Annotated in this window: 29 protein-coding genes; 13 read left to right on the top strand and 16 right to left on the bottom strand. The window is 65.0% G+C overall.

From position 1 onward, the window contains the following. Positions 1 to 11 precede the first annotated feature (11 nt). The 12 genes from FCT00_RS18045 to secG all read right to left on the bottom strand — a co-directional run bounded on the left by FCT00_RS18045 (position 12) and on the right by secG (position 11,053). Positions 12 to 1,373 (bottom strand): glutamine synthetase family protein, encoded by a 1,362-nt coding sequence (locus tag FCT00_RS18045; RefSeq protein ID WP_008329629.1) that lies wholly within the window; start codon positions 1,371 to 1,373, stop codon positions 12 to 14. Next, positions 1,373 to 2,050, bottom strand: a complete 678-nt coding sequence (locus FCT00_RS18040) for a type 1 glutamine amidotransferase (RefSeq protein WP_138424118.1) — start codon at positions 2,048 to 2,050, stop codon at positions 1,373 to 1,375. The genes FCT00_RS18045 and FCT00_RS18040 overlap by 1 nt, the downstream gene beginning before the upstream one ends. Before the next feature lie 163 nt (positions 2,051 to 2,213). Next, positions 2,214 to 3,020 (bottom strand): ABC transporter permease, encoded by an 807-nt coding sequence (locus FCT00_RS18035; RefSeq protein ID WP_138424117.1) that lies wholly within the window; start codon positions 3,018 to 3,020, stop codon positions 2,214 to 2,216. Next, entirely contained in the window at positions 3,017 to 3,901 is an 885-nt protein-coding gene (locus FCT00_RS18030) for an ABC transporter permease (RefSeq protein WP_138424116.1), read from the bottom strand. The genes FCT00_RS18035 and FCT00_RS18030 overlap by 4 nt, the downstream gene beginning before the upstream one ends. A gap of 41 nt (positions 3,902 to 3,942) precedes the next feature. Continuing rightward, positions 3,943 to 4,674, bottom strand: coding sequence for a transporter substrate-binding domain-containing protein (locus FCT00_RS18025; RefSeq protein WP_008329606.1), 732 nt, complete (start codon positions 4,672 to 4,674; stop codon positions 3,943 to 3,945). Between the two features lie 20 nt (positions 4,675 to 4,694). Then, the gene (locus tag FCT00_RS18020) at positions 4,695 to 5,474 is read right to left on the bottom strand and encodes an ABC transporter ATP-binding protein (protein WP_138424115.1); all 780 of its coding nucleotides are present in this window, start codon (positions 5,472 to 5,474) and stop codon (positions 4,695 to 4,697) included. Positions 5,475 to 5,606: 132 nt separating this feature from the next. Next, the gene (locus FCT00_RS18015) at positions 5,607 to 6,041 is read right to left on the bottom strand and encodes a tellurite resistance TerB family protein (RefSeq protein ID WP_138424114.1); all 435 of its coding nucleotides are present in this window, start codon (positions 6,039 to 6,041) and stop codon (positions 5,607 to 5,609) included. 75 nt (positions 6,042 to 6,116) lie between these two features. Continuing rightward, on the bottom strand, positions 6,117 to 6,410 hold the full coding sequence (locus FCT00_RS18010) for a DUF1330 domain-containing protein (RefSeq protein ID WP_138424113.1): 294 nt from the start codon (positions 6,408 to 6,410) through the stop codon (positions 6,117 to 6,119). 1 nt (position 6,411) lies between these two features. Continuing rightward, positions 6,412 to 7,194, bottom strand: coding sequence for a 23S rRNA (adenine(2030)-N(6))-methyltransferase RlmJ (locus FCT00_RS18005; RefSeq protein WP_138424112.1), 783 nt, complete (start codon positions 7,192 to 7,194; stop codon positions 6,412 to 6,414). A 49-nt stretch (positions 7,195 to 7,243) separates the two neighbouring features. Next, positions 7,244 to 8,632: an aromatic ring-hydroxylating oxygenase subunit alpha gene (locus tag FCT00_RS18000; RefSeq protein ID WP_235889173.1), complete on the bottom strand. Its 1,389-nt coding sequence runs from the start codon at positions 8,630 to 8,632 to the stop codon at positions 7,244 to 7,246. Between the two features lie 167 nt (positions 8,633 to 8,799). After that, positions 8,800 to 10,443, bottom strand: a complete 1,644-nt coding sequence (locus FCT00_RS17995) for a CTP synthase (RefSeq protein WP_008329614.1) — start codon at positions 10,441 to 10,443, stop codon at positions 8,800 to 8,802. A gap of 220 nt (positions 10,444 to 10,663) precedes the next feature. Then, positions 10,664 to 11,053 carry a preprotein translocase subunit SecG gene (gene secG, locus FCT00_RS17990; RefSeq protein WP_138424110.1) on the bottom strand — a complete coding sequence of 130 codons (390 nt, stop codon included), beginning with the start codon at positions 11,051 to 11,053 and terminating at the stop codon, positions 10,664 to 10,666. Between the two features lie 174 nt (positions 11,054 to 11,227). On the opposite strand from secG, the gene FCT00_RS17985 reads away from it, so the two are divergent. Next, on the top strand, positions 11,228 to 12,523 hold the full coding sequence (locus tag FCT00_RS17985; RefSeq protein ID WP_138424109.1) for an adenylosuccinate synthase: 1,296 nt from the start codon (positions 11,228 to 11,230) through the stop codon (positions 12,521 to 12,523). Between the two features lie 54 nt (positions 12,524 to 12,577). Next, positions 12,578 to 12,808, top strand: a complete 231-nt coding sequence (locus FCT00_RS17980) for a DUF2842 domain-containing protein (RefSeq protein WP_138424108.1) — start codon at positions 12,578 to 12,580, stop codon at positions 12,806 to 12,808. Positions 12,809 to 12,863: 55 nt separating this feature from the next. Here FCT00_RS17980 and FCT00_RS21530 read toward each other — a convergent pair whose 3' ends face one another. Beyond that, positions 12,864 to 15,149, bottom strand: coding sequence for a hypothetical protein (locus FCT00_RS21530; protein WP_171043037.1), 2,286 nt, complete (start codon positions 15,147 to 15,149; stop codon positions 12,864 to 12,866). On the opposite strand from FCT00_RS21530, the gene FCT00_RS17970 reads away from it, so the two are divergent. Next, the gene (locus FCT00_RS17970) at positions 15,139 to 15,348 is read left to right on the top strand and encodes a hypothetical protein (RefSeq protein ID WP_138424107.1); all 210 of its coding nucleotides are present in this window, start codon (positions 15,139 to 15,141) and stop codon (positions 15,346 to 15,348) included. The genes FCT00_RS21530 and FCT00_RS17970 overlap by 11 nt on opposite strands. Positions 15,349 to 15,398: 50 nt before the next feature. After that, positions 15,399 to 16,037 (top strand): thiamine diphosphokinase, encoded by a 639-nt coding sequence (locus tag FCT00_RS17965; protein WP_235889171.1) that lies wholly within the window; start codon positions 15,399 to 15,401, stop codon positions 16,035 to 16,037. A 1-nt stretch (position 16,038) separates the two neighbouring features. Here FCT00_RS17965 and FCT00_RS17960 read toward each other — a convergent pair whose 3' ends face one another. Together FCT00_RS17960 and FCT00_RS17955 are read right to left on the bottom strand one after the other, a co-directional pair. Beyond that, positions 16,039 to 16,392 carry a YbaN family protein gene (locus FCT00_RS17960; RefSeq protein ID WP_138424105.1) on the bottom strand — a complete coding sequence of 118 codons (354 nt, stop codon included), beginning with the start codon at positions 16,390 to 16,392 and terminating at the stop codon, positions 16,039 to 16,041. A 102-nt stretch (positions 16,393 to 16,494) separates the two neighbouring features. Continuing rightward, positions 16,495 to 17,097: a hypothetical protein gene (locus FCT00_RS17955; RefSeq protein ID WP_138424104.1), complete on the bottom strand. Its 603-nt coding sequence runs from the start codon at positions 17,095 to 17,097 to the stop codon at positions 16,495 to 16,497. 133 nt (positions 17,098 to 17,230) lie between these two features. Here FCT00_RS17955 and rpiA point away from each other — a divergent pair, with 133 nt between their 5' ends. The 6 genes from rpiA (at position 17,231) to FCT00_RS17925 (ending at position 23,814) form a co-directional block, all read left to right on the top strand. Next, entirely contained in the window at positions 17,231 to 18,013 is a 783-nt protein-coding gene (gene rpiA / locus FCT00_RS17950) for a ribose-5-phosphate isomerase RpiA (RefSeq protein WP_008329627.1), read from the top strand. Positions 18,014 to 18,364: 351 nt separating this feature from the next. Beyond that, complete coding sequence (gor, locus tag FCT00_RS17945) at positions 18,365 to 19,726, top strand: glutathione-disulfide reductase (protein WP_171043036.1); 1,362 nt, start codon at positions 18,365 to 18,367, stop codon at positions 19,724 to 19,726. An 87-nt stretch (positions 19,727 to 19,813) separates the two neighbouring features. Beyond that, entirely contained in the window at positions 19,814 to 20,986 is a 1,173-nt protein-coding gene (gene hflK, locus FCT00_RS17940) for an FtsH protease activity modulator HflK (protein ID WP_008329602.1), read from the top strand. Continuing rightward, positions 20,986 to 22,032 carry a protease modulator HflC gene (gene hflC, locus FCT00_RS17935; RefSeq protein WP_008329601.1) on the top strand — a complete coding sequence of 349 codons (1,047 nt, stop codon included), beginning with the start codon at positions 20,986 to 20,988 and terminating at the stop codon, positions 22,030 to 22,032. The genes hflK and hflC overlap by 1 nt, the downstream gene beginning before the upstream one ends. Next, positions 22,029 to 22,214: a DUF2065 domain-containing protein gene (locus tag FCT00_RS17930; RefSeq protein ID WP_008329600.1), complete on the top strand. Its 186-nt coding sequence runs from the start codon at positions 22,029 to 22,031 to the stop codon at positions 22,212 to 22,214. The genes hflC and FCT00_RS17930 overlap by 4 nt, the downstream gene beginning before the upstream one ends. An 82-nt stretch (positions 22,215 to 22,296) precedes the next feature. Beyond that, positions 22,297 to 23,814, top strand: a complete 1,518-nt coding sequence (locus tag FCT00_RS17925) for a DegQ family serine endoprotease (RefSeq protein WP_008329599.1) — start codon at positions 22,297 to 22,299, stop codon at positions 23,812 to 23,814. 89 nt (positions 23,815 to 23,903) lie between these two features. On the opposite strand, the gene FCT00_RS17920 is transcribed toward FCT00_RS17925, so the two are convergent. Continuing rightward, positions 23,904 to 24,095: a DUF1127 domain-containing protein gene (locus FCT00_RS17920; protein ID WP_008329598.1), complete on the bottom strand. Its 192-nt coding sequence runs from the start codon at positions 24,093 to 24,095 to the stop codon at positions 23,904 to 23,906. A 318-nt stretch (positions 24,096 to 24,413) separates the two neighbouring features. Here FCT00_RS17920 and ruvC point away from each other — a divergent pair, with 318 nt between their 5' ends. The 3 genes from ruvC to ruvB all read left to right on the top strand — a co-directional run bounded on the left by ruvC (position 24,414) and on the right by ruvB (position 26,684). Further along, complete coding sequence (gene ruvC, locus FCT00_RS17915; RefSeq protein WP_138424101.1) at positions 24,414 to 24,920, top strand: crossover junction endodeoxyribonuclease RuvC; 507 nt, start codon at positions 24,414 to 24,416, stop codon at positions 24,918 to 24,920. After that, entirely contained in the window at positions 24,917 to 25,585 is a 669-nt protein-coding gene (gene ruvA / locus FCT00_RS17910; RefSeq protein ID WP_138424100.1) for a Holliday junction branch migration protein RuvA, read from the top strand. Before ruvC ends, ruvA begins: the two co-directional genes overlap by 4 nt. 70 nt (positions 25,586 to 25,655) lie before the next feature. Next, complete coding sequence (gene ruvB, locus FCT00_RS17905) at positions 25,656 to 26,684, top strand: Holliday junction branch migration DNA helicase RuvB (RefSeq protein ID WP_138424099.1); 1,029 nt, start codon at positions 25,656 to 25,658, stop codon at positions 26,682 to 26,684. Positions 26,685 to 26,703 lie beyond the last annotated feature (19 nt).

Raw genomic sequence — 26,703 nt, 5'->3', positions numbered from 1 at the left:
GGTCTCGTGCCTTACACGTTCAGGAGCAGATGCTCGCGTTCCCACGGGCTGATGACCGACAGGAATTCCTGATACTCCGTGCGTTTCACGATGGAATAGACGCGGGCGAATTCCGGTCCCAGCACCTCGTGCATCTCGGTCGCTTCCTCGAACAGGTCGAGTGCGGACCAGAGGTCATGGGGGATTTCCTCGTCCGCGTCATAGGCGTCGCCCCGGAACTGCGGCTCGGCCCGCACCTCGTTCATCATGCCGAGGTAACCCGAGGCGAGCGAGGCGGCCATGGCGAGATAGGGGTTCGCGTCCATGCCGGTCAGGCGGTTCTCGACCCGGCGGGAGTCGGGGCCGGAAAGCGGGATGCGGATGCCGGTGGTGCGGTTGTCGCGGCCCCAGGCCAGATTGATCGGCGCGGCGTTGTCGCGCACGTAGCGGCGATAGCTGTTCACGTAAGGCGCCAGCACCGCGATGACCGAGGGCAGGTGGGTCTGAAGCCCGCCGATGAAGGTGAAGAACGCATCGGTGTCGCCGCCGTTGGGGCCTGCGAAGATGTTCTTTCCGGTGTCCGTTTCCACGACCGAGTGGTGGATGTGCATGGCCGAGCCCGGCTCGTCCGCGATGGGCTTGGCCATGAATGTGGCGAAACAGTCGTGGCGCAGCGCGGCTTCGCGGATCAGGCGTTTGAAATAGAATACCTCGTCGGCCAGCTTCACCGGGTCGCCGTGGCGCAGGTTGATCTCCAACTGCCCCGCGCCGCCTTCCTGCGTGATGCCGTCGATCTCGAACCCTTGGGCTTCGGCGAAATCGTAGATGTCGTCGATCACCGGGCCGAATTCGTCCACGGCGGTCATGGAATAGGCCTGACGCGCGGCGGCGGGGCGGCCCGAGCGGCCCATCATCGGCTCGATCTTCTTGGCGGGGTCGAGGTTGCGGGCGACGAGAAAGAATTCCATCTCCGGCGCGACCACGGGCGTCCAGCCCTGCGCCTTGTAAAGCTCCACCACCCGTTTCAGCACGTTGCGTGGGGAATAGGGGATCGGCTCGCCGTTGCGGTCGAAGGCGTCGTGGATCACCTGAAGCGTCACGTCCGCCGTCCACGGCGCCGCCGTCGCGGTGGTCATGTCGGGCTTCAGGATCATGTCGCGTTCGATGAAGCCCTCGTCCCCGGCCGCCTCGCCCCAGTCGCCGGTGATGGTCTGGTAGAAGATCGAATCCGGCAGGTGGAAATAGTTCTGGCGCGCGAATTTGCCCGCCGGCACCGCCTTGCCCCGCGCGATGCCGGGCAGGTCGGCGATGATGCATTCCACCTCGTCCAGCCTGCGCCCGTCGAGATAGGCTTGCGCGGCCTCAGGCAGGCCCGTTGTCCAGTCGCTGGCCATCACTTGGCCCCTTTCTTGAGGAACGCGGCCATGCGGTCGGCCAGTTCGTCGTTGTCAGTGGGTTTCGCCACGTTCGCGCGGGCCTCGTCCACGAGGGCGGGCGGCACGGCGGCGGCGCGGTGTTCGATCAGCCCCTCGATCACGTCGGCGCGAAACTCGGGGTGGGGTTGAACGGTGAGGATGGAGGAGCCGATAACCATGGCGGCGTTCTTGCAGAACTCGCTTTCCGCGATGACCTGCGCGCCTTCGGGCCGTTCGACCACCTGATCCTGATGCCAGGCATTGAGCGCCAGCTCGGTGTCGCCGAAATCGTAGATCTGGCGCCCGACGGACCAGCCGCCGCGAAACTTCTCGACCTTGCCGCCAAGGGCCTGCGCGATGATCTGGTGGCCGAAGCAGATGCCCACCATCGGGCGGGATGACGCGGCGATGGCGCGGATCAGGTCTTCGAGCGGGGGAATCCAGTCGTGATCCTCATAGGCGCCGTGGCGCGAGCCGGTGATGAGCCAGCCGTCGCAGGTGTCAGGGCTCTCCGGGAACGCGCCATCGACCACGTTCCACGTGCGGAAGGTGAAGCCGTGACCGGAAAAGAGCCGTTCGAACATGGCGGAATAGTCGCCCGTCTCGCCGATGAGCGCGTCCGGCATGTGGCCGGTTTGCAGGATGCCGATAAGCATGAAGCCTCGATTTGATCAAATCTCGCGGCGACCCTAGCCGAGGGGCGCGGGGGCGGCAAGCGGGGTGTTGTCTGTTTCGAATTGGGCTTGCGCCCAATCCGACCCATGTGGGGGGCCAGCCCCCCACACCCCCCGGGATATTTGGGACCGGAAAGAGACGCGTTCAGCGCACGAGCATGGGCCGCAGGCGCAGTTTCGGGCGGGTTTCCTGCGGCAAGTGGCGGGTGAGGCGGCGGTTGATCGCGCCGAAGATCGTGATGACCGTGAGGGTCAGCAGGATGAAATAGAAGGCGAGGATCGGGTAGGGGACGAAGGGGTTGAAGGTCTTGTCCGCGAAATAGTTGGCGTAATAAAGCGCGTCACCCCGCTGTTGCCAGGCCGGAAAGCCCGAGAAAAACACGAGCGCGGTGGCGTGAAACAGAAAGATCGCCTCGTTCGTATAGGCGGGCCAAGCGAGGCGCAGCATGGTCGGAAAGGTGATCCGGCGGAAGCGTTTCCAGCCCATGATGCCGTAAGCGTCGGCGGCTTCGAGATCGCCCTTCGGGATGGCTTTGAGCGCGCCATAGAAGATTTCGCCGGCGTAGGCCGAGGTGTTCAGAAACAGAACGATGGTGGCCCCGAAGGCCGCCGAGGTCAGCGGATCGAAGATCGGGGCGACCTGTTTCAGCGACAGGAAGGCGAAATAGGCGAAGAAGAACTGGATGAAGAGGGGTGAACCGCGAAAGAGGAAGATGAACCACTCCGCCGGTTTTCTGATGAGGGGCTTCGCGGAGGATTTGCCGAGCGCCACGGCGATCGACAGGAAGAACCCGAAGGCGAGCGAGAGGACGCCGAAGTAGATGTTCCAGATCATGCCTGAGCCGATCAGCGTGAACTGCTGGCAGATCGTGAAGTCGGACCGGGGCAGGAGCCGCTCACCGATCCCGATGGAGCGCAGGCCGTAGTCCATGACCGTGTCCCAGCAGCTCATGCGGCGGCCTTCCGCTGGGCCTCGCCCGCGGCGGTGGCCTGCCCGTGGGAAAGGCGGGCCATCAGCTTGTCGAGCACGAATTCCGAGAGTTTAGTGAGCAGCAGATAGAACACGAGCAGTGCGCCGAAGTAATACATCCGCCAGTCGCCGTGCGGGTAGTCGGAGAAGCGCGCGGTCTTGGAGCCGCCGAGTTCGCGCGCCCAATAGACGATGTCTTCGACCCCCAGAAGGAACAGGAGCGGCGTGGCCTTGATGAGGATCATCCAGAGGTTCGACAGGCCCGGCAGGGCGTAGAGCCACATCTGCGGGACGAGAATGCGCCAGAAGGCCTGACGGTGGGAAAAGCCATAAGCCTCGGCGGTTTCCATCTGGGCGCGCGGGACCGAGCGCATGGCGCCGAACAGCACATTGGCCGCGAAGGCGCCGAAAACGATGGCGAAGGTCAGGACGGCGAGGGTGAAGCCGTAGCTTTCATGCACCCATTGCGGCGAGGTCGAGAGCGGCAGTTTGGCCTGCGCACAGACCACGAAATCGCTGCCCTGCCGGATCGGCGCTTCCCAGTCGGGACACTTTACCTGATGGCGCAGCCACTCGAACGCCTGATCCAGCGCGATGACGAAGAAGAGGAAAAAGGCGATATCCGGCACGCCGCGCACGATCGAGGTATAACCCTTGCCGAACCAGCGCAGCGGCGCGATGGGCGAGCGGGCGGCCGAGGCCCCGATGAAGCCGAAGGCCAGCGAAACGGGCGCGGTGATGACGAGAAGCAGCATCACCACCCCGAAGGACTGGTAGAACAGGATATGCTTGCCGCTGGTGAGGTAGCAGGCAAGCCACTGCAATTCTTGCAGGTTCTGGGGGTCTGCGCAGATTTCGAACATCGGTGGAGAGGAGCGGCCCGAAAGCCGCCCCCCGTGTCAGATCAGTACGGGCCTTCCATGCCGTCGAACCATTTGGCGATCAGTTCGTTGACGGTGCCGTCCGCCTTCAGTTCGGCAATCGCGGCGTTGAGCTTGTCTTTCAGCTCGGTGTCGCTTTCACGCACGCCAAGGCCGATGCCGCCGCCCAGCATCACGTCGTCGCCCGCGAACATCAGGTCGCTGTCTTCGGCCACGATGGGCTCGAGGAACGACTTGTCTGCGAGGACCGCGTCGGCTTCGCCGTTCTTCACGGCGGCGATGGTTTCGTCCGGGGTGGCGAATTCGACAAGCTGGGCGCCGTCCATGCTGGCCACGTGGCTGGCCTGAATCGTGCCGGTCTGGGCCGCGATCACGCCGGTGCCGTCGAAGGCGTCGGACATCGCGACGAAGGAGGACGGATCGGGCGGGAAGTAGGCCTCGGTAAAGTCGATGACCTCGTCACGCTCGTCGGTGATCGACATGCCCGCGATGATCGTGTCGTAGTTGCCCGACACGAGGTTCGGGATGATCGAATCCCACTCGTTCGTCACCCATTCGCAGGTCAGCCCGGCGGTTTCGCAGATCGCGTCGCCCAGTTCGCGCTCGAACCCGTCGACTTCGCCGTTGTCGTTCAGGAAGTTGAACGGAGGGTAAGCGCCTTCGGTGCCCATGCGGACGGTCATGGCGTGGCTTTCGGCCATCGCGGTGCCCGCAGTCAACGCGAGCGCGGCGGCGGTGAGGATCAGCTTTTTCATTTCTTGCTCCCTTGGTTGGTTCAGGCCGGAACGGTGGCGGAGAGAAACCCCTTCAGACGTTCCGATTTGGGGTTGGAGAAAAGCTCTTCAGGTGGCCCTTCTTCCTCGATCTTTCCCTGATGGAGAAAGACCACATGATCGGCCACGTCTGCGGCCATGCGCATGTCGTGGGTCACGATTATCATGGTGCGGCCCTCGGCGGCGAGGGCCTTGATGACGCGCACCACCTCTTGCTCGAGCTCTGGGTCGAGGGCCGAGGTGGGTTCGTCGAACAAAAGCGCCTTGGGCTCCATGCACAGCGCGCGGGCGATGGCGGCGCGCTGTTGCTGGCCGCCGGACAACTGCGCCGGGTAGACATCGCATTTGTCGCCGATGCCGACCTTTTCGAGATAGGCGCGCGCGGCCTCTTCCACGTCTTTTTTCGGGCGGCCCAGCACGGTGACGGGGGCCTCCATGACGTTTTCGAGGATGGTCATATGGGACCACAGGTTGAACTGCTGGAACACCATCGACAGGTTCGTGCGAATGCGCGTCACCTGCGCCCGGTCGGCGGGGCGGCGGGCAAGGCCGGTTCCATGCCAGCGGATCGGCTCGCCCTCGAACAGGATCTCGCCCGACTGGCTGTCTTCCAGCAGGTTGCAGCAACGCAGAAGCGTGGATTTGCCCGAGCCGGACGACCCGATCATCGAGATCGCATGCCCGCGCGGGGCGGACAGGCTGACACCTTTCAGGACCTCGAGTTCCCCGAAACTCTTGTGCAGGTCATGTATCTCTATGACGGGCGGTTCAGTGTGCGGCACAGCATTTGATCATATCGGTTTCGAGGCCCGAGTAGGGACGAAATCCCAATGTATTGCAACGATAGATTGCCCGATGCCCGGGCGGCTTTTGCCTGCCGTTGGGTCAGGTGGCGCGAAAACGGGCAGCGGGCCTCAGCCCGTCGCCTTTTGTCGCGCGATGTTCGAGTCGCGGTCGGACACGCCCAGGAACTTGGCGATGAGCCGCATCAGCGCGTCTTCTTCATCGGCCCGGTCGCCGTCCGCCAATACCACGCGCCAGGCGGCCGCGACGACGCTCGTGCGGTCTTCGTAGGGCACCGCATCCTTGATCGCCTCGGTGAAACGGACGGTGTCGGGGGCCTGCGATTCCAACTCCTGCGCCTGATACATCAAGTCTTGCGCCAGTTCGGGGGACAGGTCGTAACGGTCCGCCACGATGTCGCGGATCTGGTCCTTTTCGACGTCGTCATATTGCCCGTCCGAGCGGGCGATCCGCACGAGCAGGGCGGTCAGCGCCACGCGGGCGTCTTCGGGCGGGAGCTCTTCGGGCGCGGAGCCGAAGAGGGAATTCATGAGTTTGTCGAACATAGCTTTCCACTTAGGCCGGTTTCGCGACGCTTTCCAGCGTATGACTGTCAACTTTCGGGGATATGGCCCGGTTCCTCAGTCCTCATAGCCCTCAATAATGATGAGGTCGCCTTCGGACACCGGGTCGCGGATCGCCTTGGCGGCCTGATATTCCGGGCTGTCGTAGCAGGCGAGCGCATCGGCGTAGCTGGGAAACTCGATCACTACGTTGCGCGCGCGTGCGGTGCCTTCGGCGATCCGGTGCTCGCCGCCGCGCACGAGGAAGCGGGCCTTGTACTTGGCGAAAGCCGAGGCGTTCGCGACCACATAGGTCATGTAGGTTTCGGGGTCGTCCACATCGACGCGACCTATCCAGTATCCTTTGGGCATGTCAGCCTCCCAAGCTATCGAAGTCCCGTTTCAGTTTTCCCGCTTCGTCGGCCAGACCCCACGGCGGGTTGAGCACGAAAAGACCCGAGCCGACCATGCCATGCCCGTGGCGTGCGGGTGGAAAGCGCACTTCGCTTATCAACGCATCGGGGTGCTGGGTGGTGAGTGTGCGTACCATCCCGGTATGGCGGTCGTCGGTGAGGATCGGATACCACAGCAAAACAACGCCCACGGGCCACTTGCGCGCGATCTTCGAGATCGCCTTCGGCAGGGTGTCGTAATCCGATTTCAACTCCCACGACGGGTCGATGAGCAAAACGCCCCGGCGCGGATCGGGGGGCGTCACGGCCAGCGCCATCTCGATCCCGTCGCGCTGTTCGACTTTTGCGCCCAAGGGCCGCATGACCTCGGCCAGAGCCGCACTTTCCTGCGGATGCAGATCGGCCAGTCGCAGGGTATCGCCGGGTCGCAAAAGATGCGCGGCGATCAGGGGCGAGCCGGGATATGCGGTTGGGCCATACTCGGCAGACACCCAGTCGCGGGCGCGGGTGTAGGGGTGATCGGGGCCGAACCAGTCGGCCACACGCCCGATGCCCGCCGCCGCTTCGCCCGTCTTGACCGCCTCGGGCGCGTCCAACCGATAAAGCCCGCGACCCGCATGGGTTTCGATGTAGGACAGCGGTTTGTCCTTTTGGGTCAGGTAGTCCAGCACCCATGCCAGAAGCCCGTGTTTGTGCACGTCGGCCAGATTGCCCGCATGGAAGATGTGTTGGTAAGACAGCATCCCTTGGCGTAACGCCTGCCCCAAGCGGCATCAAGGGGCGAGGCGATGGTCAGTCTGCCACGTATTTGCCGAGGGTCTGGTGAAAGTGCCGGATGCGCTGTTCTTCGTAGCGCGCAAGCTCGACGACGCCGGTCGCGGAATTGCGCAGCCCGTCCTGCACAAGCCCGAGGTTCGAGATGTCCTGATCTATGACCGGCCCCAGAACGGGCAGTTCGGGGGCCTCCGACCACGGCGCGCCCGGTTCGATCCACCGCAGTTCGGCGGGCGCAGGGCGCGGTTTGCCAGCGGGGCAGCGCTTCAGGATCATCACCTCCATGATGCACGAATGAACGTCCATCCCGTTTGGGCGCCAGCGGTAGACGATGTTGGGCGCGAACCCGCCCCACGGCGCGAAGTTCGGAAAGACGTTGTAGACGAGCGCGTCCAGAACCTCGGCATCCGAGACGCCGGAATGGTCGGTGCCATAGGCCCGGCTGAACGCCGCCCGGGTCTTGTCGCCCAGCGTGCGGCGGGCCTGAATCGCGCCATCGTCCTTGGGGTCGACCGTCTGCGCCTCTTCGCGCATCCCAAGCATCTGCGCCACGATCTCCTGCTCCGACACGGCGCCCTCGCCCATATGCGGGCTGGTCACGCCGAAGGCGGCGAGGTTTCGGTTCACGTTGTCGCCGTAAAGGTCGTATTGCGCGCTGGCGTCCGCGAAAAAGGGAAGGATCTGCGGGTGCGTGGCGATGACGTGGTAGCTTTCCATGAAAGCCTCCTGCGCCACCTTCCAGTTGCATTGCATGACCCCGGCCAGATGCACGGACTTATAGCAATCTTCGAGCCGCCAGGGCGCGAAATGCTCCGGTAGCACGCCGAGGTAGTCGGCAAGCGGCGCGGCGTCCGGGTCGAAATTGATGAAGACGAAGCCGCCCCACGTGTCGACCTGCACCTCGCGCAGGTGCGCGTCGTCGTCCGTCAGATGCGGGAAATCCCAGCGGCAGGGGATGCTTTTCACGCTGCCGTCGAGGTTCCAGGTCCAACCGTGAAACGCGCAGCGGATCGTCTGGGCCTGCCCGGCGTCGGCCCGAAGCTTGCGGCCCCGGTGCGGACAGGAATTGACGAAGCCGCGCACCGTGCCGCTTTCGGTGCGGACCAGCAGGACCGAGCGGTCCGCGATGTCATAAACGGTCTGATCGCCCGGCGCGGGAATGTCTTCGTCCCGGCAGGCCATCTGCCAGACCTTTTCCCACATCTCGCGCACTTCGCGCTGGAAATAGTCGGGGGAGGTGTAACGGGCGGTGGCCACGCGGACGGTCTGCGGATGATACGGCGCCACGTCGCGCAGGCAGGGCGAAGGCGGGTTCGTGTCCCGGTCCAGCACCATCTGATAGGTCGGGCGCGGGCGGCCTTCGATGGTTTCCGGGTCGGCAAGGGGGGCTGGGGTTTCGCGGTTCATGGCGGGCTCCGTCTGCATCCGTTCATTGTCTCTTGTGCATACGGATAGCGACCAGGTGCATACAAAAACCTTGATCCAGATCAATCGCGCACCGCGCGCGGACACGAAAAAGGCCGCCGCACCCATCGGTGCAGCGGCCCTTGTCAGTTGGGCGGTTGCGGCCCGCGTTAAACGAGGCGTTCCTGCTCGATCGCCGCGCGAACGAAATCGGCAAAGAGCGGCGCGGGCGCGAAGGGCTTCGACTTCAGCTCCGGGTGATATTGCACGCCGATGAACCACGGGTGGTCCTGCCATTCGACGATCTCGGGCAGGCGGCCATCTGGCGACATACCGGAGAAGCACAGGCCCTTGGCCTCAAGCTCCTCCCGATACTTGATGTCGACCTCGTAGCGGTGACGGTGGCGTTCTTCGATGGTCGTGTCGCCATAGACTTCGGCCACCTTCGACCCCTCTTTCAGCGTCGCAGTATAGGCGCCAAGCCGCATCGTGCCGCCCTTGTCGTCGGACACCTTGCGCTTGACGGTATAGTTGCCCTGCACCCATTCCTTGAGGTGGTAAACCACGGGCGTAAAACGTTTTTTCCCGGCTTCATGGTCGAATTCCTCGGACCCGGCATCCTCGAGCCCGACGACGTTGCGGGCCGCTTCGATCACGGCCATCTGCATCCCCAGACAGATCCCGAGGTAGGGCACCTTGTGCTCGCGCGCGAACTGGGCGGCGCGGATCTTGCCTTCGGTCCCGCGTTCACCGAAGCCGCCGGGCACGAGGATCGCATGGTAGCCTTCAAGATGCGGGGCCGGGTCTTCCTTTTCGAAAATCTCGGCATCGACCCATTCGGTCGTGACCTTCACCCGGTTGGCCATGCCGCCGTGGGTGAGCGCCTCTTTGATCGACTTGTAGGCGTCTTCAAGCTGCACGTATTTGCCGACGATGGCGATTTTCACCTCGCCCTCGGCGTTGTGGATGCGGTCCTCGACATCCTCCCACCGGGTCATGTTGGGCGCGGGCGCCGGGCTGATCTGGAAGGCGTCGAGCACGGCTTGGTCCAAGCCCGCGCGGTGGAACGACATCGGCGCCTCGTAGATCGACTTGAGGTCGTAGGCCGGGATCACGCTGTCGGGGCGCACGTTACAGAACAGCGCGATCTTGGCGCGTTCCTTTTCGGGGATCGGATGCTCGGCGCGGCAGACCAGCACGTCGGGCGCGATGCCGATGGAGCGCAGCTCCTTCACGCTGTGCTGCGTGGGCTTGGTTTTCAGCTCGCCCGAGGCCGCGAGATAGGGGAGCAGCGTGAGATGCATGAAGATGCACTGTCCGCGGGGGCGTTCCTGGCTGAACTGGCGGATCGCTTCGAAGAAAGGCAGCGCCTCGATGTCGCCGACGGTGCCGCCGATCTCGCACAGCATGAAATCGACCTCGTCATCGCCGATCTCGATGAAGTCCTTGATTTCATTGGTGACGTGCGGAATCACCTGAATGGTCTTGCCGAGGTAGTCGCCGCGCCGCTCTTTCTCGAGCACGTTGGTATAGATGCGGCCCGACGAGACGCTGTCGGTGGCGCGCGCCGCGACACCGGTGAAGCGTTCGTAATGGCCCAAATCGAGGTCTGTTTCCGCGCCGTCGTCGGTGACGAACACTTCGCCATGCTCGAAGGGCGACATCGTGCCCGGATCGACGTTCAGATACGGGTCCAGTTTGCGCATCCGGACGGAAAAGCCGCGTGCCTGCAACAACGCGCCGAGTGCCGCCGCCGTGAGCCCCTTGCCAAGGGACGAAACCACGCCGCCGGTGATGAAGATGTAACGTGCCATGTAAGGGCTGCCCCCGTGATTTTGGTTGGATGCGGTGCGCTCAGGCCGAGTTGTCCCGGCTCAAAAACCCATCATCACGGGATTCCGGAATATCCGATTCCCGGTCTCAAGGCAAGCAGACCGCAATATGATGTGGCCGGATTTTCCGGCTTATCAACAGGTTGTAGTGTGGTGCGAAATCACCCCGTCCGGGTCACGGACGGGGTTTCGGGTGCCGCGCTTACTCGGCGCGCGGCGGGGCTGCCGGAGCATCCGACGGCTGATCCGAATTCTGCGACGGCATCATGTCCGTCACGTCGGGCAGCGCCGGGGCGTCCGGGGTCGCGTCGCCGGCATCCGAAGCCGGTGCGACGATCAGGTCGGTGACCGAACTGTCCGCCGAGTTGCGCGCCGAGATGATCGTGAGACCAAGTGACGCGGCAAGAAAGGCGATGCCCAGAATCCAGGTCAGTTTGGAAAGCGCCGTGGCCGCGCTGCGCGACGACATCACGCCGCCGCCGCCACCGCCGCCGCCCATGCCGAGCCCACCGCCTTCCGAGCGTTGCAGAAGCACGACGCCGATCAGCGACAGCGCGAGCAGGAGAAGGATGACGAGCAGGACGTTTTCCATGGGACTTTAGCGGCCTTCCGGGGGTCAGTGTTCCGATGGGGCTATCTAGGGTGAACGGCGCGCCGTCGCAACCCCAAAGCCATGCCGAAATGCGAGCAGGGCGCGCGGGATTGGCCTTTCACCGGGGCGCGGGCTTCGCTATACGGGCGCGGGTTTACCGACAGAGGAAACGTCATGGCCAACGTAGTCGTCGTAGGCGCCCAGTGGGGCGACGAGGGGAAAGGCAAGATCGTGGACTGGCTCAGCGAACGCGCTGACGTCATCTGCCGGTTTCAGGGTGGCCATAACGCGGGCCACACCCTTGTCATCGACGGCACCGTCTACAAGCTGCACGCGCTGCCTTCGGGCGTGGTGCGCGGCGGCAAACTGTCGGTGATCGGCAACGGCGTGGTGCTGGACCCGTGGCACCTGCTGGGCGAGATCGAGACGATACGCAAACAGGGCGTCGAAATCACGCCCGAGACGTTGATGATCGCCGAAAACACGCCGCTGATCCTGCCGTTCCACGGCGAATTGGACCGGGCGCGCGAAGAGGCCGCGAGCACCGGGACCAAGATCGGCACGACGGGCCGTGGCATCGGCCCGGCCTACGAGGACAAGGTGGGGCGCCGGGTGATCCGGGTCGCCGACCTTGCCGACGACGCGACGCTCGAGGCGCGGGTGGACCGGGCGCTTCAGCACCACAACCCGCTGCGCAAGGGGCTGGGCGTGGACGAGATCGACCGCGACGCGCTGATCGCGCAGTTGAAAGAGATCGCGCCCAAGATCCTCGAATACGCGGCGCCGGCGTGGAAGGTGCTCAACGAGAAGCGCAAGGCGGGCAACCGCATCCTGTTCGAAGGGGCGCAGGGTGCGCTGCTCGACATCGACTTCGGCACCTATCCCTTCGTGACCTCGTCCAACGTGATCGCGGGTCAGGCGGCCACGGGCGTCGGCATGGGGCCGGGGGCGATCGACTATGTGCTGGGCATCGTGAAAGCCTATACGACCCGCGTGGGCGAAGGGCCGTTCCCGTCGGAGCTTTTCGACGCGGACGGCGACCGTCTGGGCACGCGCGGACACGAATTCGGGACCACTACCGGGCGCAAGCGGCGCTGCGGCTGGTTCGACGCGGCGCTCGTGCGGCAGACCTGCGCGATTTCCGGCATCAACGGCATCTGCCTGACGAAACTCGACGTGCTCGACGGGTTCGAAACGCTGAAAATCTGCGTGGCCTACGATCTGGACGGCAAGCGGCTGGACTACCTGCCAACCGCCGCCGACGAGCAGGCGCGGTGCAAGCCGATCTACGAAGAGCTGGAAGGGTGGAGCGAGTCGACCGAAGGCGCGCGTAGCTGGGCCGATCTTCCGGCCGCCGCGATCAAATACGTCCGCCGGGTCGAGGAGTTGATCGAATGCCCGGTCGCGCTCTTGTCCACCAGCCCGGAGCGCGACGACACGATCCTCGTCACCGATCCGTTCGCGGACTGATGCCGTAAGTCTGGATACCAGACCAAGGGCGCAAGCCCGTTGAAAGGAGACGCCATGGCCCTGTCACTGAAAGCCCGCAAACGCTGGTCGCTGGTCGTTCTGCTGATCGGCCTGCCGCTGTGGATCATCGTGGCGGTCAACTTGGCCGATCTCATCAACCGCGATTCCATCCTCGTCGAGCTGATCGTGTTCGTCGTGCTGGGCGTGGCGTGGATTTTGCCGTTCAAGAAGCTGTTTCAGGGCGTCGCCGCGATGCCGCCCGAAGAAAAGCGCGACGTGGAATGAAAAACGGCGGGGTCCGACCCCGCCGTTTCCGACATCCCCATAACGCGGCAGCGTTTCACTCGTAATACAAACTGTCCTCAGACAGGACGAACTGGCCCCGGTTGACCTTGACGATCTGGCCGGAGCGCAGGAGCTGGGCGAAACTCGCCAGCGCTTCTTCGCGCCCCGCGCCGGACGAGGAGGCGAGGGCGAGCGAAATGATTTGCGGACGTGTGGCCCAGGGACGGCCCACTTCCTGCGTGACGAAGGCGGTGGCCGCCTCCAACGTGTCTTCGATCCCTTCGACTCCCAGATCGGCGGCGAAAGCGCGGAAGCCCGAGGTCATGTTGTCGCTGGCCTCTTCGCCCTCGTCATCCTGCGCCTCTTCCGGCTCGTCCTGCATGGCAAGGTTCGATTTGCCCACGCGACGCGGGCGCACCGGGCGCACCGGACGGGCGGGTTTTGCGACGGCGGCCGGGCGCGCGGGCTGGGGCACTTCGGCTTTGGCCACGTCGGACTGATCCACACGCTGCTCGGACACCAGAACCAGCGGGGCGAGGCGGCGCTTGGGGCGGTCGGCATCGGCCTGCGGGCGGCGCGGACGCACGACACGGGCAAGGTCGTCGCGGTATTCGTCGTTGGTCAGCGGCGTCGGGTCGATCGAATCGAGCGCCTCGTCCACCTCGTCACGGTCGGCGCGCTTCGCCTGAACCGCGGCCTTGAGGTGCTGGATCGCATTGCGGCGACGGGTGCTTTCGCCGGTGGCGAGCTGCGAATTGGTCTTTTGCAGGATGCGGTCGATGGCGCGGTCGGTTTCGCCCATGTCCACATCCGCGAACGGCGCGGCCTGCGTCTTGCGGTCGTCCTGAATGCGATCCTCGGGCTCTTCCTCGGGCTCGATGGGCAGGGCTTCGCCGCGCACCATTTCGTCTTCATCGTCCGCGTCCGCGACGTCGTCGGCCAGAGCGGCCTCGTCCTCGCCGGCGTCCTCGGCCAGCGCGGCGCGTGCGGCGTTGAAATCGTCTTCGTCGGCACCCGCCGTTTCGCGCGAGTCGCGCTCGACCTCGGCCAGCTCCGCAATCAACGCGGCCTCGTCCTCGGGCGTCAGCGTGCTTTCGCCGGGAACGGTGAAATCGTCCTCGTCCGGGTCGTAAGGCTCCGCGGTCGCCGTCGCTTCGATCTGCTGCGGGGCCGGGGTTTCGTCCTTGGCGAAGGGGCGGCGCACACGGACCACGCGGGCGATCGGGCGGCGCGGCTGGGTCGCCGGGGTCTGGGTCTGGGCGGGCACGATCACGGTCGCGGCCTTGGCGTCCTGAGCGGGCGCTTCGTCCTCGGCTGCATCCGGCGTTTCGGCGGCCTGCGGGGTATCTTCGTCCGCATCTGCGTCATCGGTCGCGAAGTCCTCGGCAAAGGCGCTGAGGTCCAGCGGCGCTTCGTCCTCATCCTCGTCGTGGTCGAGTTCCGAGGCGGTCTCTTCGCTCACTTCGTCGGTCAGCGCCTCGTCCTCGAGCGCCGAATCTTCGGCCACCTTGCCGAGCAGGGCGGAAATGTCGTCATCCTCCTCCGACGCATCGTCCTCCGCCTGCGCTTCGGCGGGCGTGTCGTCTTCGTCGTCGGTGTCGATCGGCAGAACTTCGTCCTGTTCCTCGGCCAGCAGCGCCTCTTCGAGAATGTCGTCGTCGTCGCGGAAGTAATCGTCGGCGTGTTCGTCTTCTGAATAGTCGTCGGCGCTTACATCGGTGACGGCGTGGATGCGGCGGATGCGATCGGTCACGGACCCGGCGTCCGCCGCTTCGTCTTCGTCCTCATCGGCGGCACGGCGCGCTTCGGCCTCGGCCTCGGCTTCGGCGCGGCGCTGTTCGGCTTCCGCTTCCGCCTCGGCGCGGCGACGGGCCGCTTCGGCTTCCGCCTCGGCCCGGCGGGCTTCTTCTTCTTCGGCGGCGCGTGCGGCGTCTTCCTCGGCCTTGCGGGCGGCCTCGGCCTCCTGCACGGCAGCCTCTTCTGCGGCCTTTGCGGCGGCCTCTTCGGCGGCCCGGCGATTCTCGGCCTGACGCTCGACTTCGGCGGCGTGGCGTTCCGCCTCTTCCTCGGCGGCGCGGCGACGGGCCTCATCGGCCTGGCGCTTGATTTCGTCGTCCACGGTCGGGGCCGCGGCACCGGTGAGCAGACCGGTCGCGGGCATCTCGTCGTCGGTGGCCTGACGCAGCACGACGCCGTGTTCACTGACCCGAGCCTCGACGCGGCGCTTGACCTCGCGTTCGGCGATCTGGTGCAGCATCTCGGCATCCGGCTGCGGGGGTTCGGCCCCGAAATAGCGGTCATCCGCCGCAAGTTCGCGGAAATACTCGGCGATGGACTTCATCGTCGAGAACGGCTCATCGAATCCCTCCAGCGTGCAGCTGAAAGTTCCGTATGATACAGTGAGAATCCTGCTCGAACTCACCATCTCTGACTCGCTTTCTCCCCCGATCCAGCAGGGAATGGTTTACCATGCCCTGTCCCGCGAAATTGCACAAAACCGAGATAATCGCGGTATTTTTTCTGGTCCGAAATGTGGATAGTTTCCGACATGGATACAAAGTTGGCCATAAATTCCGGTTTTTTAACCTATTTGGAAAAAGTCACCCTTCTGGGCGGCGGCGAGCTTGCCCCGGGCACGGTTTCCGAATTGTTGACGATCGCGCCGAATCTCGTCTGCTGTGACGGGGCGGCGGGAAGGGCGCTGGCGATGGGCCATGTGCCGGACGCGGTGGTCGGCGATCTCGACTCGATCGACGCGGAAACGCGCGCAAGGCTCGACCCGGCGACGGTGCATTTCTCCGGCGACCAGGACACGACGGATTTCGACAAGGCGCTCCTCGCCATCGACGCGCCTTTGGTTCTGGGGGCGGGGTTCATGGGACGCAGGCTGGACCATGAACTTGCCTGTTACAATGCGCTCGTGCGTTGGGACCGGCGCTGCATCCTCGTCGGCGATCATGACATCTGCTTTCACGCGCCTGCCTCGGTCCGGCTCGACCTGCCCAAGGGCACGCGGGTGTCGGTGTTTCCGCTGGCCGAACGCGTGGTGAACCTGCGCGGGTTGGTCTGGTCGCATGAGGGCATCACCCTGTCGCCCCTTGGTCGGGTCGGTACGTCGAATGCGGCGGACGGAGTGGTGGAGATCGAAAGCTCCGGCCCCGGTCTGCTGGTCATCCTTCCGGTCGGGCATCTGAACGCGGCGATGGAGGCGGTTCTGGCCATGCCGTGACCTAATCGGGACGGGTGAGGATGAAAACCGCCGCTCCGCCCATGCACAGAGCTTGCACGGTGATGAGCCAGCCGGACAGGCCCAGCACCACCGACAAAAGCAAGAGCGCCGCCATCATCGACACCGCCAGCACCTTGGCCCGGCGCGAAATCGCACCGCGATCCTCCCAATCCCGGATCGGCGGACCGAGGTGGGCATGGTCGATCAGCCATGCCCGCATCCGGGGGCTGCCCTTGCCGAAGGCGAAGGCCGCGACCAGCAGGAAAGGCGTGGTCGGCAGGCCCGGCAGAACGACCCCGAGACCGCCAAGGGCGAGCGCGGCCCAACCCAACAGGAGAAACCCGAAACGTTGCATGATCCGACTGTACCCTGTGCCGCTTGCCAAATCGTTCCCGTCCGGAAGACCGGACAATTCCGGCACCATGGCCCCATGCCGATAAGACGGCAAGGCCGGGCGTCACTCCGCCTGTGTTCGGGCAAGTCTCAGCCCGGCGGTATAGTGAATCTCGGGCCCGTCGTCGCGCGTGCGCCAGTCCCAGGCGCCGAGCATCAGGTCGGCCGACAGGGCGACGAGCCAGATGGTGTGGGTGAACTGCCGACCGTCGTCCGACACCGTCTCGACCTGCGCCGCCAGCCGGGGAAAGCGCGACAGTGTGCAGCCCAAGGCCGCCTCCACATCCGCGCTGGATTGAGCGGCCTCGGGATCGTCGGGAAGCGTCAGGACCGGATCGCCGGACCAGCGCCACACGCCCTGACCGAACGGCATTTCGACGAAAGTGACAGGCGAGAGGGGCGCCACCATCCCGAACATCCTGAAGGCCCCGTCGACGACATAAAGCCGGACCGGCAGGCGTTTGATCTCGGACGTGTAGGTCGGCGTCTCTTCGGTGCGGATGCGGAACCGCGAGACGGTCATCGTCCAGCCGTCCCCCATCACCGCTTCGGGGTCGAGTTGTGCCGTATCGCAAAGCGACGCGTCCGGGCCCGGCAGCGTGCCCTCGGCCATCGCGTACGGGGCGGCGGCGGACAGGGCAAGGGCGGTCAGGGCGGCGCGAAACATGGCGATCTCCGGATCGGTGAGAAAATCATAAGGCCGCGCGCCGCATGAGGCCAGTCTTCGCATCGCAATCGGCTCTCGCCCCGCTCGCACCGATTGCCTATAAAGCCTGCGAACGCAGTGCAGGGACCCGCCCATGTCATCCAACCTCTCGCCCATCGACACCGCCAAATTCGTCGCCGCCAAGCGTGCGGTGGATTTCGTCGAGGACGGGATGCGCGTGGGGCTGGGCACCGGGTCGACGGCGGCCTGGATGGTGCGCTGTCTGGGAGAACGCGTGCGTGAGGAGGGGCTCCGGATCGCCGGTGTCCCGACCTCGACCCGCACCGCGGAACTGGCGCGCCAGGTCGGAATCCGCGTGATCTCGCTGGACGAGGCGCGCTGGCTCGACCTCACCATCGACGGCGCGGACGAATTCGACATGGACCTCAACCTCATCAAGGGCGGGGGCGGCGCGCATCTTCAGGAAAAGATCGTGGCGACGGCCTCGGACCAGATGATCGTCATCACCGATCCGTCGAAACAGGTCGAACACCTCGGCTCGTTCCCGTTGCCGGTCGAAGTGATTCCGTTCGGATGGCAGACCTCGAAGGCCCTGATCGAAGAAACGCTCGCCTCGCTCGAGGTTCTGGGACAGACCAGCGCCCTCAGGATGAATGGCGAGGCCCCCTTCGTCACCGACGAAGGCAACCACATCATCGACCTCTACCTGCAACGCATCGGCAACCCGCGCCAGCTCTCCATGGTCCTGAACCAGATCCCGGGCGTGGTCGAGAACGGGCTGTTCATCGACATCTGCGACAAGGTCGTCATCGGGCATCAGGATGGGCGCGTCGAAGTCATCGACATCAACGAAGGCACGCATGACGAGGGCCTCGTCGAATTCGCCGAAACCGAGAACCTGTTCTCCGACATCTGATTTCGAATTCCGCTTGCGCGAAATCCGACCCGGGCGAGAGGGCGCTGCCCTCTCGCGCTCTCCCGAGGTTTTTTGAAACAGAGAAGGCATAAGCGCGCGGCTTCCCTCTTCTCCGTTTCGGGAAACCTCAGGGGGTAAGGGCGCATTTGCCTGCAAATGCGCCCACGGGGACTGGTCCCCCTCACCGCGACGGCCTGCCGAAGGCGGGGCGGCGCAAACCCTGTGCCGGCGCAAGCCGGCTCCGCTGTCTGGCGTATCACACCCGGGCGTGATCCTCCGCTGCGTCGCGGCGGCTGGCATCCCCGGGATTTGTGTGGAATATCCGCATCGAACGGTTGGGAAGGGATGACCATGAGCACATTCGACTACGACCTTTTCGTGATCGGCGGCGGCTCCGGCGGGGTGCGCGCGGGGCGTGTGGCGGCCGAGAGCGGGGCCAGGGTGGCCCTGGCCGAGGAGTTCCGCATGGGCGGAACCTGCGTGATCCGGGGCTGTGTGCCGAAGAAACTGATGGTCTTCGCCTCCAAGTTCGGCCCGGCCACCGGCGAGGCGCGCGACTGGGGCTGGGACATGGGCGACGGCACCTTCGACTGGTCGAAGTTCCGCCCTAACCTCCATGCCGAGTTGAGCCGGCTCGAGAACATCTACCGCACCAACCTCGCGCGGCCCGGCACCGACATCTACGACGCGCGCGCCACGCTGACCGATGCGCATACGGTCGCGCTGTCCAACGGGCAGAGCTACACCGCCAAGCATATCCTCGTGGCGACCGGCGGCCGGCCCTTCATCCCTGATCTGCCGGGGGCGGAAATGGGGATCACCTCGAACGAGGTCTTCAACCTCGACCGGTTGCCGAAGAAGATCTTGATCGTCGGCGGCGGCTATATCGCCTGTGAATTCGCCTGCATTCTTAATGGTCTGGGCACCCATGTGACGCAATGGCACCGGGGGCCGCAGGTGCTGCGCGGCTTCGATGACGAGGTGCGCGGGCATATCGCGGAACTCATGCTGGCGCAGGGGATCGACCTGCGCGTGGGCGTCAGTCCCCGCGCGCTCGAACGCTGTGACGACGGGCGCATCCGGGTGATCGGCTCGGACGACCACAAGGTCGTCGTGGACGAGGTCTTGTGGGCCACGGGCCGCAAGCCCAATTCCGATGGTCTTGGGCTCGAAGACCTCGGGGTCGAGATCGGGGAACGGGGCGAGGTCGTCGTGGACGACTATTCCCAGACCGCCGTGCCGTCGATCTATGCCATCGGGGATGTGACCGACCGCATCAACCTCACCCCGGTCGCGATCCGCGAAGGCGCGGCTTTCGTCGAGACGGTGTTCAAGGGCAACCCGACCAAGCCGGATCACGAAATGGTCGCCTCGGCGGTCTTCACCCAGCCGGAATACGGCACAGTCGGGCTGACCGAAGAGGACGCGCGCGCGCAGGAGCCGATCGACGTCTACACCGCGACCTTCCGCCCGATGCAGAAAAGCTTCATCGACCGTCAGGAAAAGGCGCTCTTCAAACTGGTTGTCAGTCAGGAGAGCCAGCGGGTTCTGGGGTGCCATATCGTCGCGGATGGGGCGGGCGAGATGATCCAGCTGGCCGCCGTGGCGGTAAAGATGGGGGCGACCAAGGCCGATTTCGACGCCGCCGTGGCGGTGCACCCGACCATGGCCGAGGAAATCGTGCTGATGAAATCGCCCACGCGGAGCGATTGAACCCAATAGAGAACCCGTGATCCGGGTTGAAAAACAAGCATTCAGCCGCCAGTTATGAGCGGACAGTTTCTGGAGGACTCTACACATATGGCCAGCGATAGCGGCGGACCCTGGGGCGGCGGCGGTGGAAACCGTGGCGGCAGCAATGGCGGATCGAATGGCGGCGACGACCGCAACGGGCAGAACGGCGGCAATCGCCGGCCCGGTCAGCAAGGCGGAAACATCCCCGAAATAGACGACCTGATGCGGCGCGGGCAGGAACAGCTTCGCGTGCTCATGGGCGGCAAGGGCGGTGCAAACCGGGGCAACGGCGGCGGCGAAGGTCCGGCCGGCCCGCGGTTCACCCGTGGCACCATCGGGATCGTCGTTCTGGCTGCCGTCGCGCTGTGGCTGTTCGCCAGCTTCTACCGCGTCGACACCTCGGAGCAGTCGGTCGAGCTTCTGTTCGGCGAACGCTATCAGGTCGGCACCGAAGGTCTGAACTTCGCGCCCTGGCCGGTCGTGACCAAGGAAATCTACCCCGTCACCCGCGAAAACACCGAAGACATCGGTGTGGGCCTCGACGAGGGTCTGATGCTGACGGGTGACGAGAACATCGTCGACATCGACTATCAGGTGGTCTGGAACATCGGTGACGTCGAGCAATTCGTGTTCAACCTCGCCGATCCCGTGAACACCATCCGCGCCGTGTCGGAATCGGCCATGCGCGAGATCATCGGTCGCTCCTCGCTCGCGCCGATCCTGAACCGGGATCGCGGCGTCATCGCGCAGGAACTGGAAGAGCTGATCCAGTCGACGCTCGACAGCTACAACTCCGGCGTGAACATCGTGCGTGTGAACTTCGACCGCGCCGACCCGCCGCGCGAGGTCATCGACAGCTTCCGCGAAGTGCAGGCCGCCGAACAGACCCGCGACACGCTTCAATCGCAGGCGGATGCCTATGCCAACCGCGTGGTTGCGGAAGCCCGTGGTGAAGCGGCGCAGACGCTGGAACAGGCCGAGGCCTATCGCGCCCGCGTCGTGAACGAGGCCGAAGGTGAAGCCGCGCGCTTCATCGCGGTCTACAACGAATACGCGAAGGCGCCGGAAGTGACCCGTCGCCGCCTTTACATCGAAACGCTGGAGCGGGTTCTGGGTGATGTCGACAAGATCATCATGGACGATGCCGTGGGCGGCGAGCAGGGGGTCGTGCCCTATCTGCCGCTGAACGAGCTGCGCCGGAACTCGACCAACACCACTACTTCGGGAGGGTCGAACTGATGCGTCGTTCCTACGTCATTCTCGGGATCATCGCCGTTCTCGTCTTTATCGGCCTGAATTCCTATTACATCGTCGACGAACGCGAAAAGGCCCTGCGCCTGTGGTTCGGTGAGGTCACGGCCGAGATCGGCGAGCCGGGTCTTTATTTCAAAGTGCCGGTCCTGCACGAGATCGCCAAATACGACGACCGTATCCTGCCGCTCGACACCGAGCCGCTCGAGGTCACGCCGGCGGATGATCGTCGTCTCGTCGTCGATGCCTTCGCGCGCTGGCGGATCGAGGATGCGACCCAGTTCCGCCGTGCTGTTGGCGCGTCGGGCATCTCGGGCGCACGTTCGCGGCTTGAGCGCATCCTGAACGCCGAGCTTCGCGAAGTGCTGGGTAGCGTGCCCTCGGACGCGGTGCTGTCGGTCGACCGTGTGTCGCTCATGAACCAGATCCGCGACCAGTCGCGCGACGAGGCCGCCGCGCTGGGTATCCGTGTCATCGACGTGCGCATCAAGCGCGCCGACCTGCCGGATCAGAACCTCGAGGCGACCTTTGAACGGATGCGGGCCGAGCGTCAGCGGGAAGCGGCGGACGAGATTGCACGGGGTAACGAGGCGGCGCAGCGTCTGCGCGCACAAGCCGACCGGACCGTGGTCGAAACCACATCCGAAGCCCAGCGTGAAGCCGAGATCATTCGCGGTGAAGCCGACGCGCAGCGCAACGCGATCTATGCCGAAGCCTTTGGCCGCGATCCGGAATTCTTCGCCTTCTACCGGTCGATGAGCGCCTATGAGCGGTCGATCCGGGGCGGAAACTCCACGCTCGTCATTTCGCCCAACAGCGAGTTCTTCAACTACCTCAAGTCCGACACCTCGGCCCAGATCGCGCGCAGCGCGGGCACGCCGAACGACACCCGTGTCGAAACCGAGACCGACGGGTCGGCCGATGCCGGTCCCGTGATCGAAGTTCCCGGTGCCGGGCTTGGCGACGAGGATGCGACCGCGACCGACTCGGCCGGTGGTGACGAAGCGACGCAAGAGCAGCCCGCCGACGGATGAGCTGGCTGTTTTTGGGCCTGGGTCTCGCCCTCGTGTTCGAGGGCCTGATCTTCGCCCTGCTTCCGGGCCGCCTGGAAAACATACTGGCCACCATCGCCACGATGAGCCGCGACAGGCGGCGGGTCGTGGGGTTGGTGGCCATTGCTTTTGGCGTGGCGCTGGTCTGGCTCGCCAATCGCTGAGCGGGGCGGGTGGGCCATGTCACGCCGCCGTGACGGCCCGTGGTCAAGATTGCGTTGCGCTTGGCGCCTCCTATCTGGAAAGATGAACGAAACGTCCGACAGGATTTCAGAGGAGACTGCAGTGAAAGCGCAGGCGAGGGTAGAGACCCGACCGAACCCCAAACTGATCGCAACCCTGTTCGCCCTGATGGCGGCGATGGTGCTGGCGGCCACGTCGCTGGCCCATGCCCAGACCCGGCCCGCGAGTTTCGCGGATCTCGCCGAAAAGGTCAGCCCCTCGGTTGTGAACATCACCACGGCCACGGTCGTCAGTCAGGACACCGGGCCGCAACCGATGGTGCCCGAGGGGTCGCCGTTCGAGGATTTCTTCCGTGACTTCCTCGACCGCGAGGGCGAGGGGCAGCCGCCGCGCACCCGGCGTTCGTCCGCTCTCGGATCGGGCTTCGTGATTTCCGAGGACGGCTACATCGTCACCAACAACCACGTCATCGAGGGCGCGGACGAGATCGTGATCGAATTCTTCGGCAACCGGGGCGAACTGGATGCGACCGTGATCGGCACCGACCCGAACACCGACATCGCGCTTTTGAAGGTCGAGACCGACGAACCGCTCCCCTTCGTGCCCTTCGGCGATTCCGAAGCGATCCGCGTCGGCGACTGGGTCATGGCGATGGGCAACCCGCTGGGTCAGGGCTTTTCGATTTCCGCCGGGATCATCTCGGCCCGTGGGCGCGAGCTTCAGGGCACCTATGATGACTTCCTCCAGACCGATGCGGCGATCAACCGGGGCAACTCGGGCGGGCCGCTGTTCAACATGGACGGGCAGGTGATCGGCGTGAACACCGCGATCCTGTCGCCCAACGGCGGGTCCATCGGCATCGGTTTCGCCATGGCGTCGAACGTGGTGACCAAGGTGGTCGACCAGCTCAAGGAATTCGGCGAGACGCGGCGCGGCTGGCTGGGTGTCCGCATTCAGGACGTGAGCGACGACGTGGCCGAGGCGATGGGGCTTTCCTCCACCAACGGCGCGCTCGTGACCGATGTGCCGGACGGCCCGGCCAAGGATGCGGGCATGGAAGCGGGCGACCTGATCCTGAGCTTCGCGGGCGAAGAGGTCGCGAACACCCGCGAACTCGTGCGCATCGTCGGCAACTCCGGCGTGGGTGAAACCGTGCGCGTCGTGGTCCTGCGCGACGGTCAGACCCAGACGCTGAAGGTCGTGCTCGGCCGGCGCGAGGAAGCCCTCGCCAATGACGAAGGCGGCTCGTCGACCGACAGCACGCCCGCGCCCGAGGTGCAGCAACAGACAATCCTCGGCATGACCCTGTCGGAAATGACCGACGAATTGCGCGAGGAACTGGGGCTCGACGCCGGGGCGCAAGGGCTCGTCGTGACGGCGGTGCAGGCCGACAGCGAAGCCGCCGCCAAGGGCCTGATCGAAGGCGACGTCATCACCGAGGCCGGTCAACAGCAGCTGACCTCCATCGCTCAGCTGGAAGAACGGATCGCCTCGGCCCGTGATGGCGGTCGGCAATCCTTGCTGCTTCTGGTGCGGCGCGGCGGCGACCCGCGCTTCGTGGCGCTGCCGGTCACCGAGTAGACCATGAAAACAAAACGCCCCGCCGAAATAGGCGGGGCGCTTCGTGGCCGCCCCGTTGGGCGGCCCTTTTCGTTCGCGTGAGTGGCGGGTCAGCGCATACGGAACACGTCGAGGCGGTTCACCCCGATGTCCGTGAGCTGCGCATCCGTCAGGCCGGTGAGGATCGCGCGGGTCATGCGGCGGGCACGACGACGCTCAACCTCGATGGCGAGATCGGAGAAGAACCGGACGACGCGCGAAACGTGACCGGCGAATTCGTAGTTGGCGACTTTGACAGCCATTTCGGCGCTCCTTGCATAAGTTATGGGCATTTTGAAAACATCTACGCCCGACCCGGTGCAAATAGGGAGAAACACGTGCCGGCACAAATGCAGTTTCTGCATGGCTAGGCTGTCATTTCCGCATAGCTAACGCATCATTTAAGGCCCTGAAATAACTTGAGGAATCCGGGTGGCCAAAACCGTCGGTTTCGATTTCCGGGGTGTCGTTTTTCGCCCTCGTGGTCGCAAATCGAGGAGCGGTCCCTAAGGATTGACCTTGGCAGATGTTCGCGTTTCGTGCTAATTTTTCGTCAAAAGCAGAACAAAAGGGGCGGCGACATGCGGGTATTGGGCATCGACCCGGGGCTGAGAAACCTCGGCTGGGGCGTGATCGACGTATCCGGCAGCCGAATCTCGCACATCGCGAACGGCGTCTGTCACGGGACCGGCGAAGATCTGGCCGACCGCCTTCTGGCCCTGTTCGACGCGCTCACCGACGTGGTCGCGCGCTTCGCCCCGGACACGGCGGCGGTGGAACAGACCTTCGTAAACAAGGATGGCGCGGGCACGCTGAAACTGGGTCAGGCGCGCGGGATCGCGATGCTGGTCCCGGCGCGCGCGGGCCTGTCGGTCGGGGAATACGCGCCCAACACGATCAAGAAGACCGTCGTGGGCGTGGGCCATGCCGACAAGCGCCAGATCGACCATATGGTGCGCCTGCAATTGCCGGGGGTCGAGATCGCGGGGCCGGATGCGGCGGATGCACTGGCCATCGCGCTTTGCCATGCCCATCATGCGCGGGCGGGCGACCGGCTCGCGCAGGCCGTGGGACGGGTGCGGGCATGATCGGGAAGCTGTCGGGCCGGATCGACTACAAGGGCGACGATCACGTGCTCATCGACGTGCGCGGCGTCGGCTATATCGTCCACGTCTCGGACCGCACGCTCGCCGGCCTGCCGGGGCCGGGCGAGGCGGTGGCGCTCTATACCGACATGATCGTGCGCGAAGACCTGATGCAGTTGCACGGCTTCACCTCGCTGGTCGAGAAAGAGTGGTTCCGGCTTCTGATGACGGTGCAGGGCATCGGGGCCAAGGCCGCGACCGCGATCCTCGGCACGCTTGGTGCGGACGGTGTGAGCCGGGCGATTGCCTTGGGCGATTGGAACGCGGTCAAAGCGGCCAAGGGGCTGGGGCCGAAGACGGCGCAGCGTGTCGTGAACGAATTGAAAGACAAGGCGCCGACGATCATGGCGATGGGCGCGGGGGCGGCTGTGGCCGCGCCCGAGGACGTGCTGATCGAAAGCGATACCGCGCCGGTCGCGGCGGCGCCCAAAACGGCTGCAAAGCCCGCGAACATGGCCCAGCCTGAGGCTTTGTCGGCGCTCGCGAACCTCGGCTACGGGCCGGGTGAGGCGGCGAGTGCGGTGGCCACCGCTCTGGGCGACGATCCTGACCTCGACACGGCGGGGCTGATCCGCGCGGCCTTGAAGCTGCTCGCGCCGAAGGGGTAGGGAGAATGTGCTGCTCATCCAGCCTTGGGCTGTCTTCGCGGCGACGAGCCTCTGAAAGCGTGCGAGGAGCATGACCGAGCCTGATCCCACCCTGCGGCCCGCACCGATGGCGGAAGACTTCGACCGCGCCCTGCGGCCCCAGACGCTCGCCGATTTCATCGGGCAGGCGGAGGCGCGCGCGAACCTGAGCGTGTTCATCGAAAGCGCGCGGCGGCGGGGCGAGGCGATGGATCACGCGCTGTTCCACGGCCCGCCCGGTCTGGGCAAGACCACGCTGGCGCAGATCATGGCGCGCGAACTGGGCGTGAATTTCCGCATGACCTCCGGCCCGGTGCTGGCGAAAGCGGGCGATCTGGCGGCGATCCTGACCAACCTCGAAGCGCGCGATGTGCTGTTCATCGACGAGATTCACCGTCTGAACCCGGTGGTGGAAGAGGTGCTTTACCCGGCGCTCGAGGACTTCGAACTGGACCTCGTGATCGGGGAAGGGCCGGCCGCGCGCACTGTGCGGATCGAATTGCAGCCTTTCACGCTGGTCGGCGCGACCACACGGTTGGGCCTGCTGACCACGCCATTGCGCGACCGCTTCGGCATTCCGACGCGGCTGCAATTCTACACGGTCGAAGAACTCCACAGCATCGTGACCAAAAACGCGATCAAGCTGGGCGCACCCGCCGATGAAGACGGCGCATTGGAGATCGCCAAGCGCGCACGCGGCACGCCGCGCATCGCCGGGCGGCTTTTGCGCCGGGTCGTGGACTTCGCCGTGGTCGAGGGCGACGGGCGCATTACGCGGGCGATTGCGGACAATGCCCTGACGCGGCTCGGGGTCGATCATCTGGGTCTGGACGGGGCCGACCGACGGTATCTCACTCTGATGGCCGAGCACTATGGCGGCGGACCGGTGGGCATCGAAACGCTGGCGGCGGCGCTGTCGGAAAGCCGGGACGCTCTGGAAGAGGTGATCGAGCCGTATCTGCTTCAACAGGGCCTGATCCAGCGCACCCCGCGCGGGCGGATGCTGGGCCATCTGGCTTGGCGGCATCTGGGGCTGGAGGCCCCGCGCGGTCCCGGACAAGGCTCGCTTTTCGAGGACTGAGGCCGCTTGACTGTCCGAG

This window comes from Maritimibacter alexandrii, from assembly GCF_005871115.1.
GTDB lineage: Bacteria > Pseudomonadota > Alphaproteobacteria > Rhodobacterales > Rhodobacteraceae > Maritimibacter > Maritimibacter alkaliphilus.
This window is presented reverse-complemented; position numbering and strand designations above follow the sequence as displayed.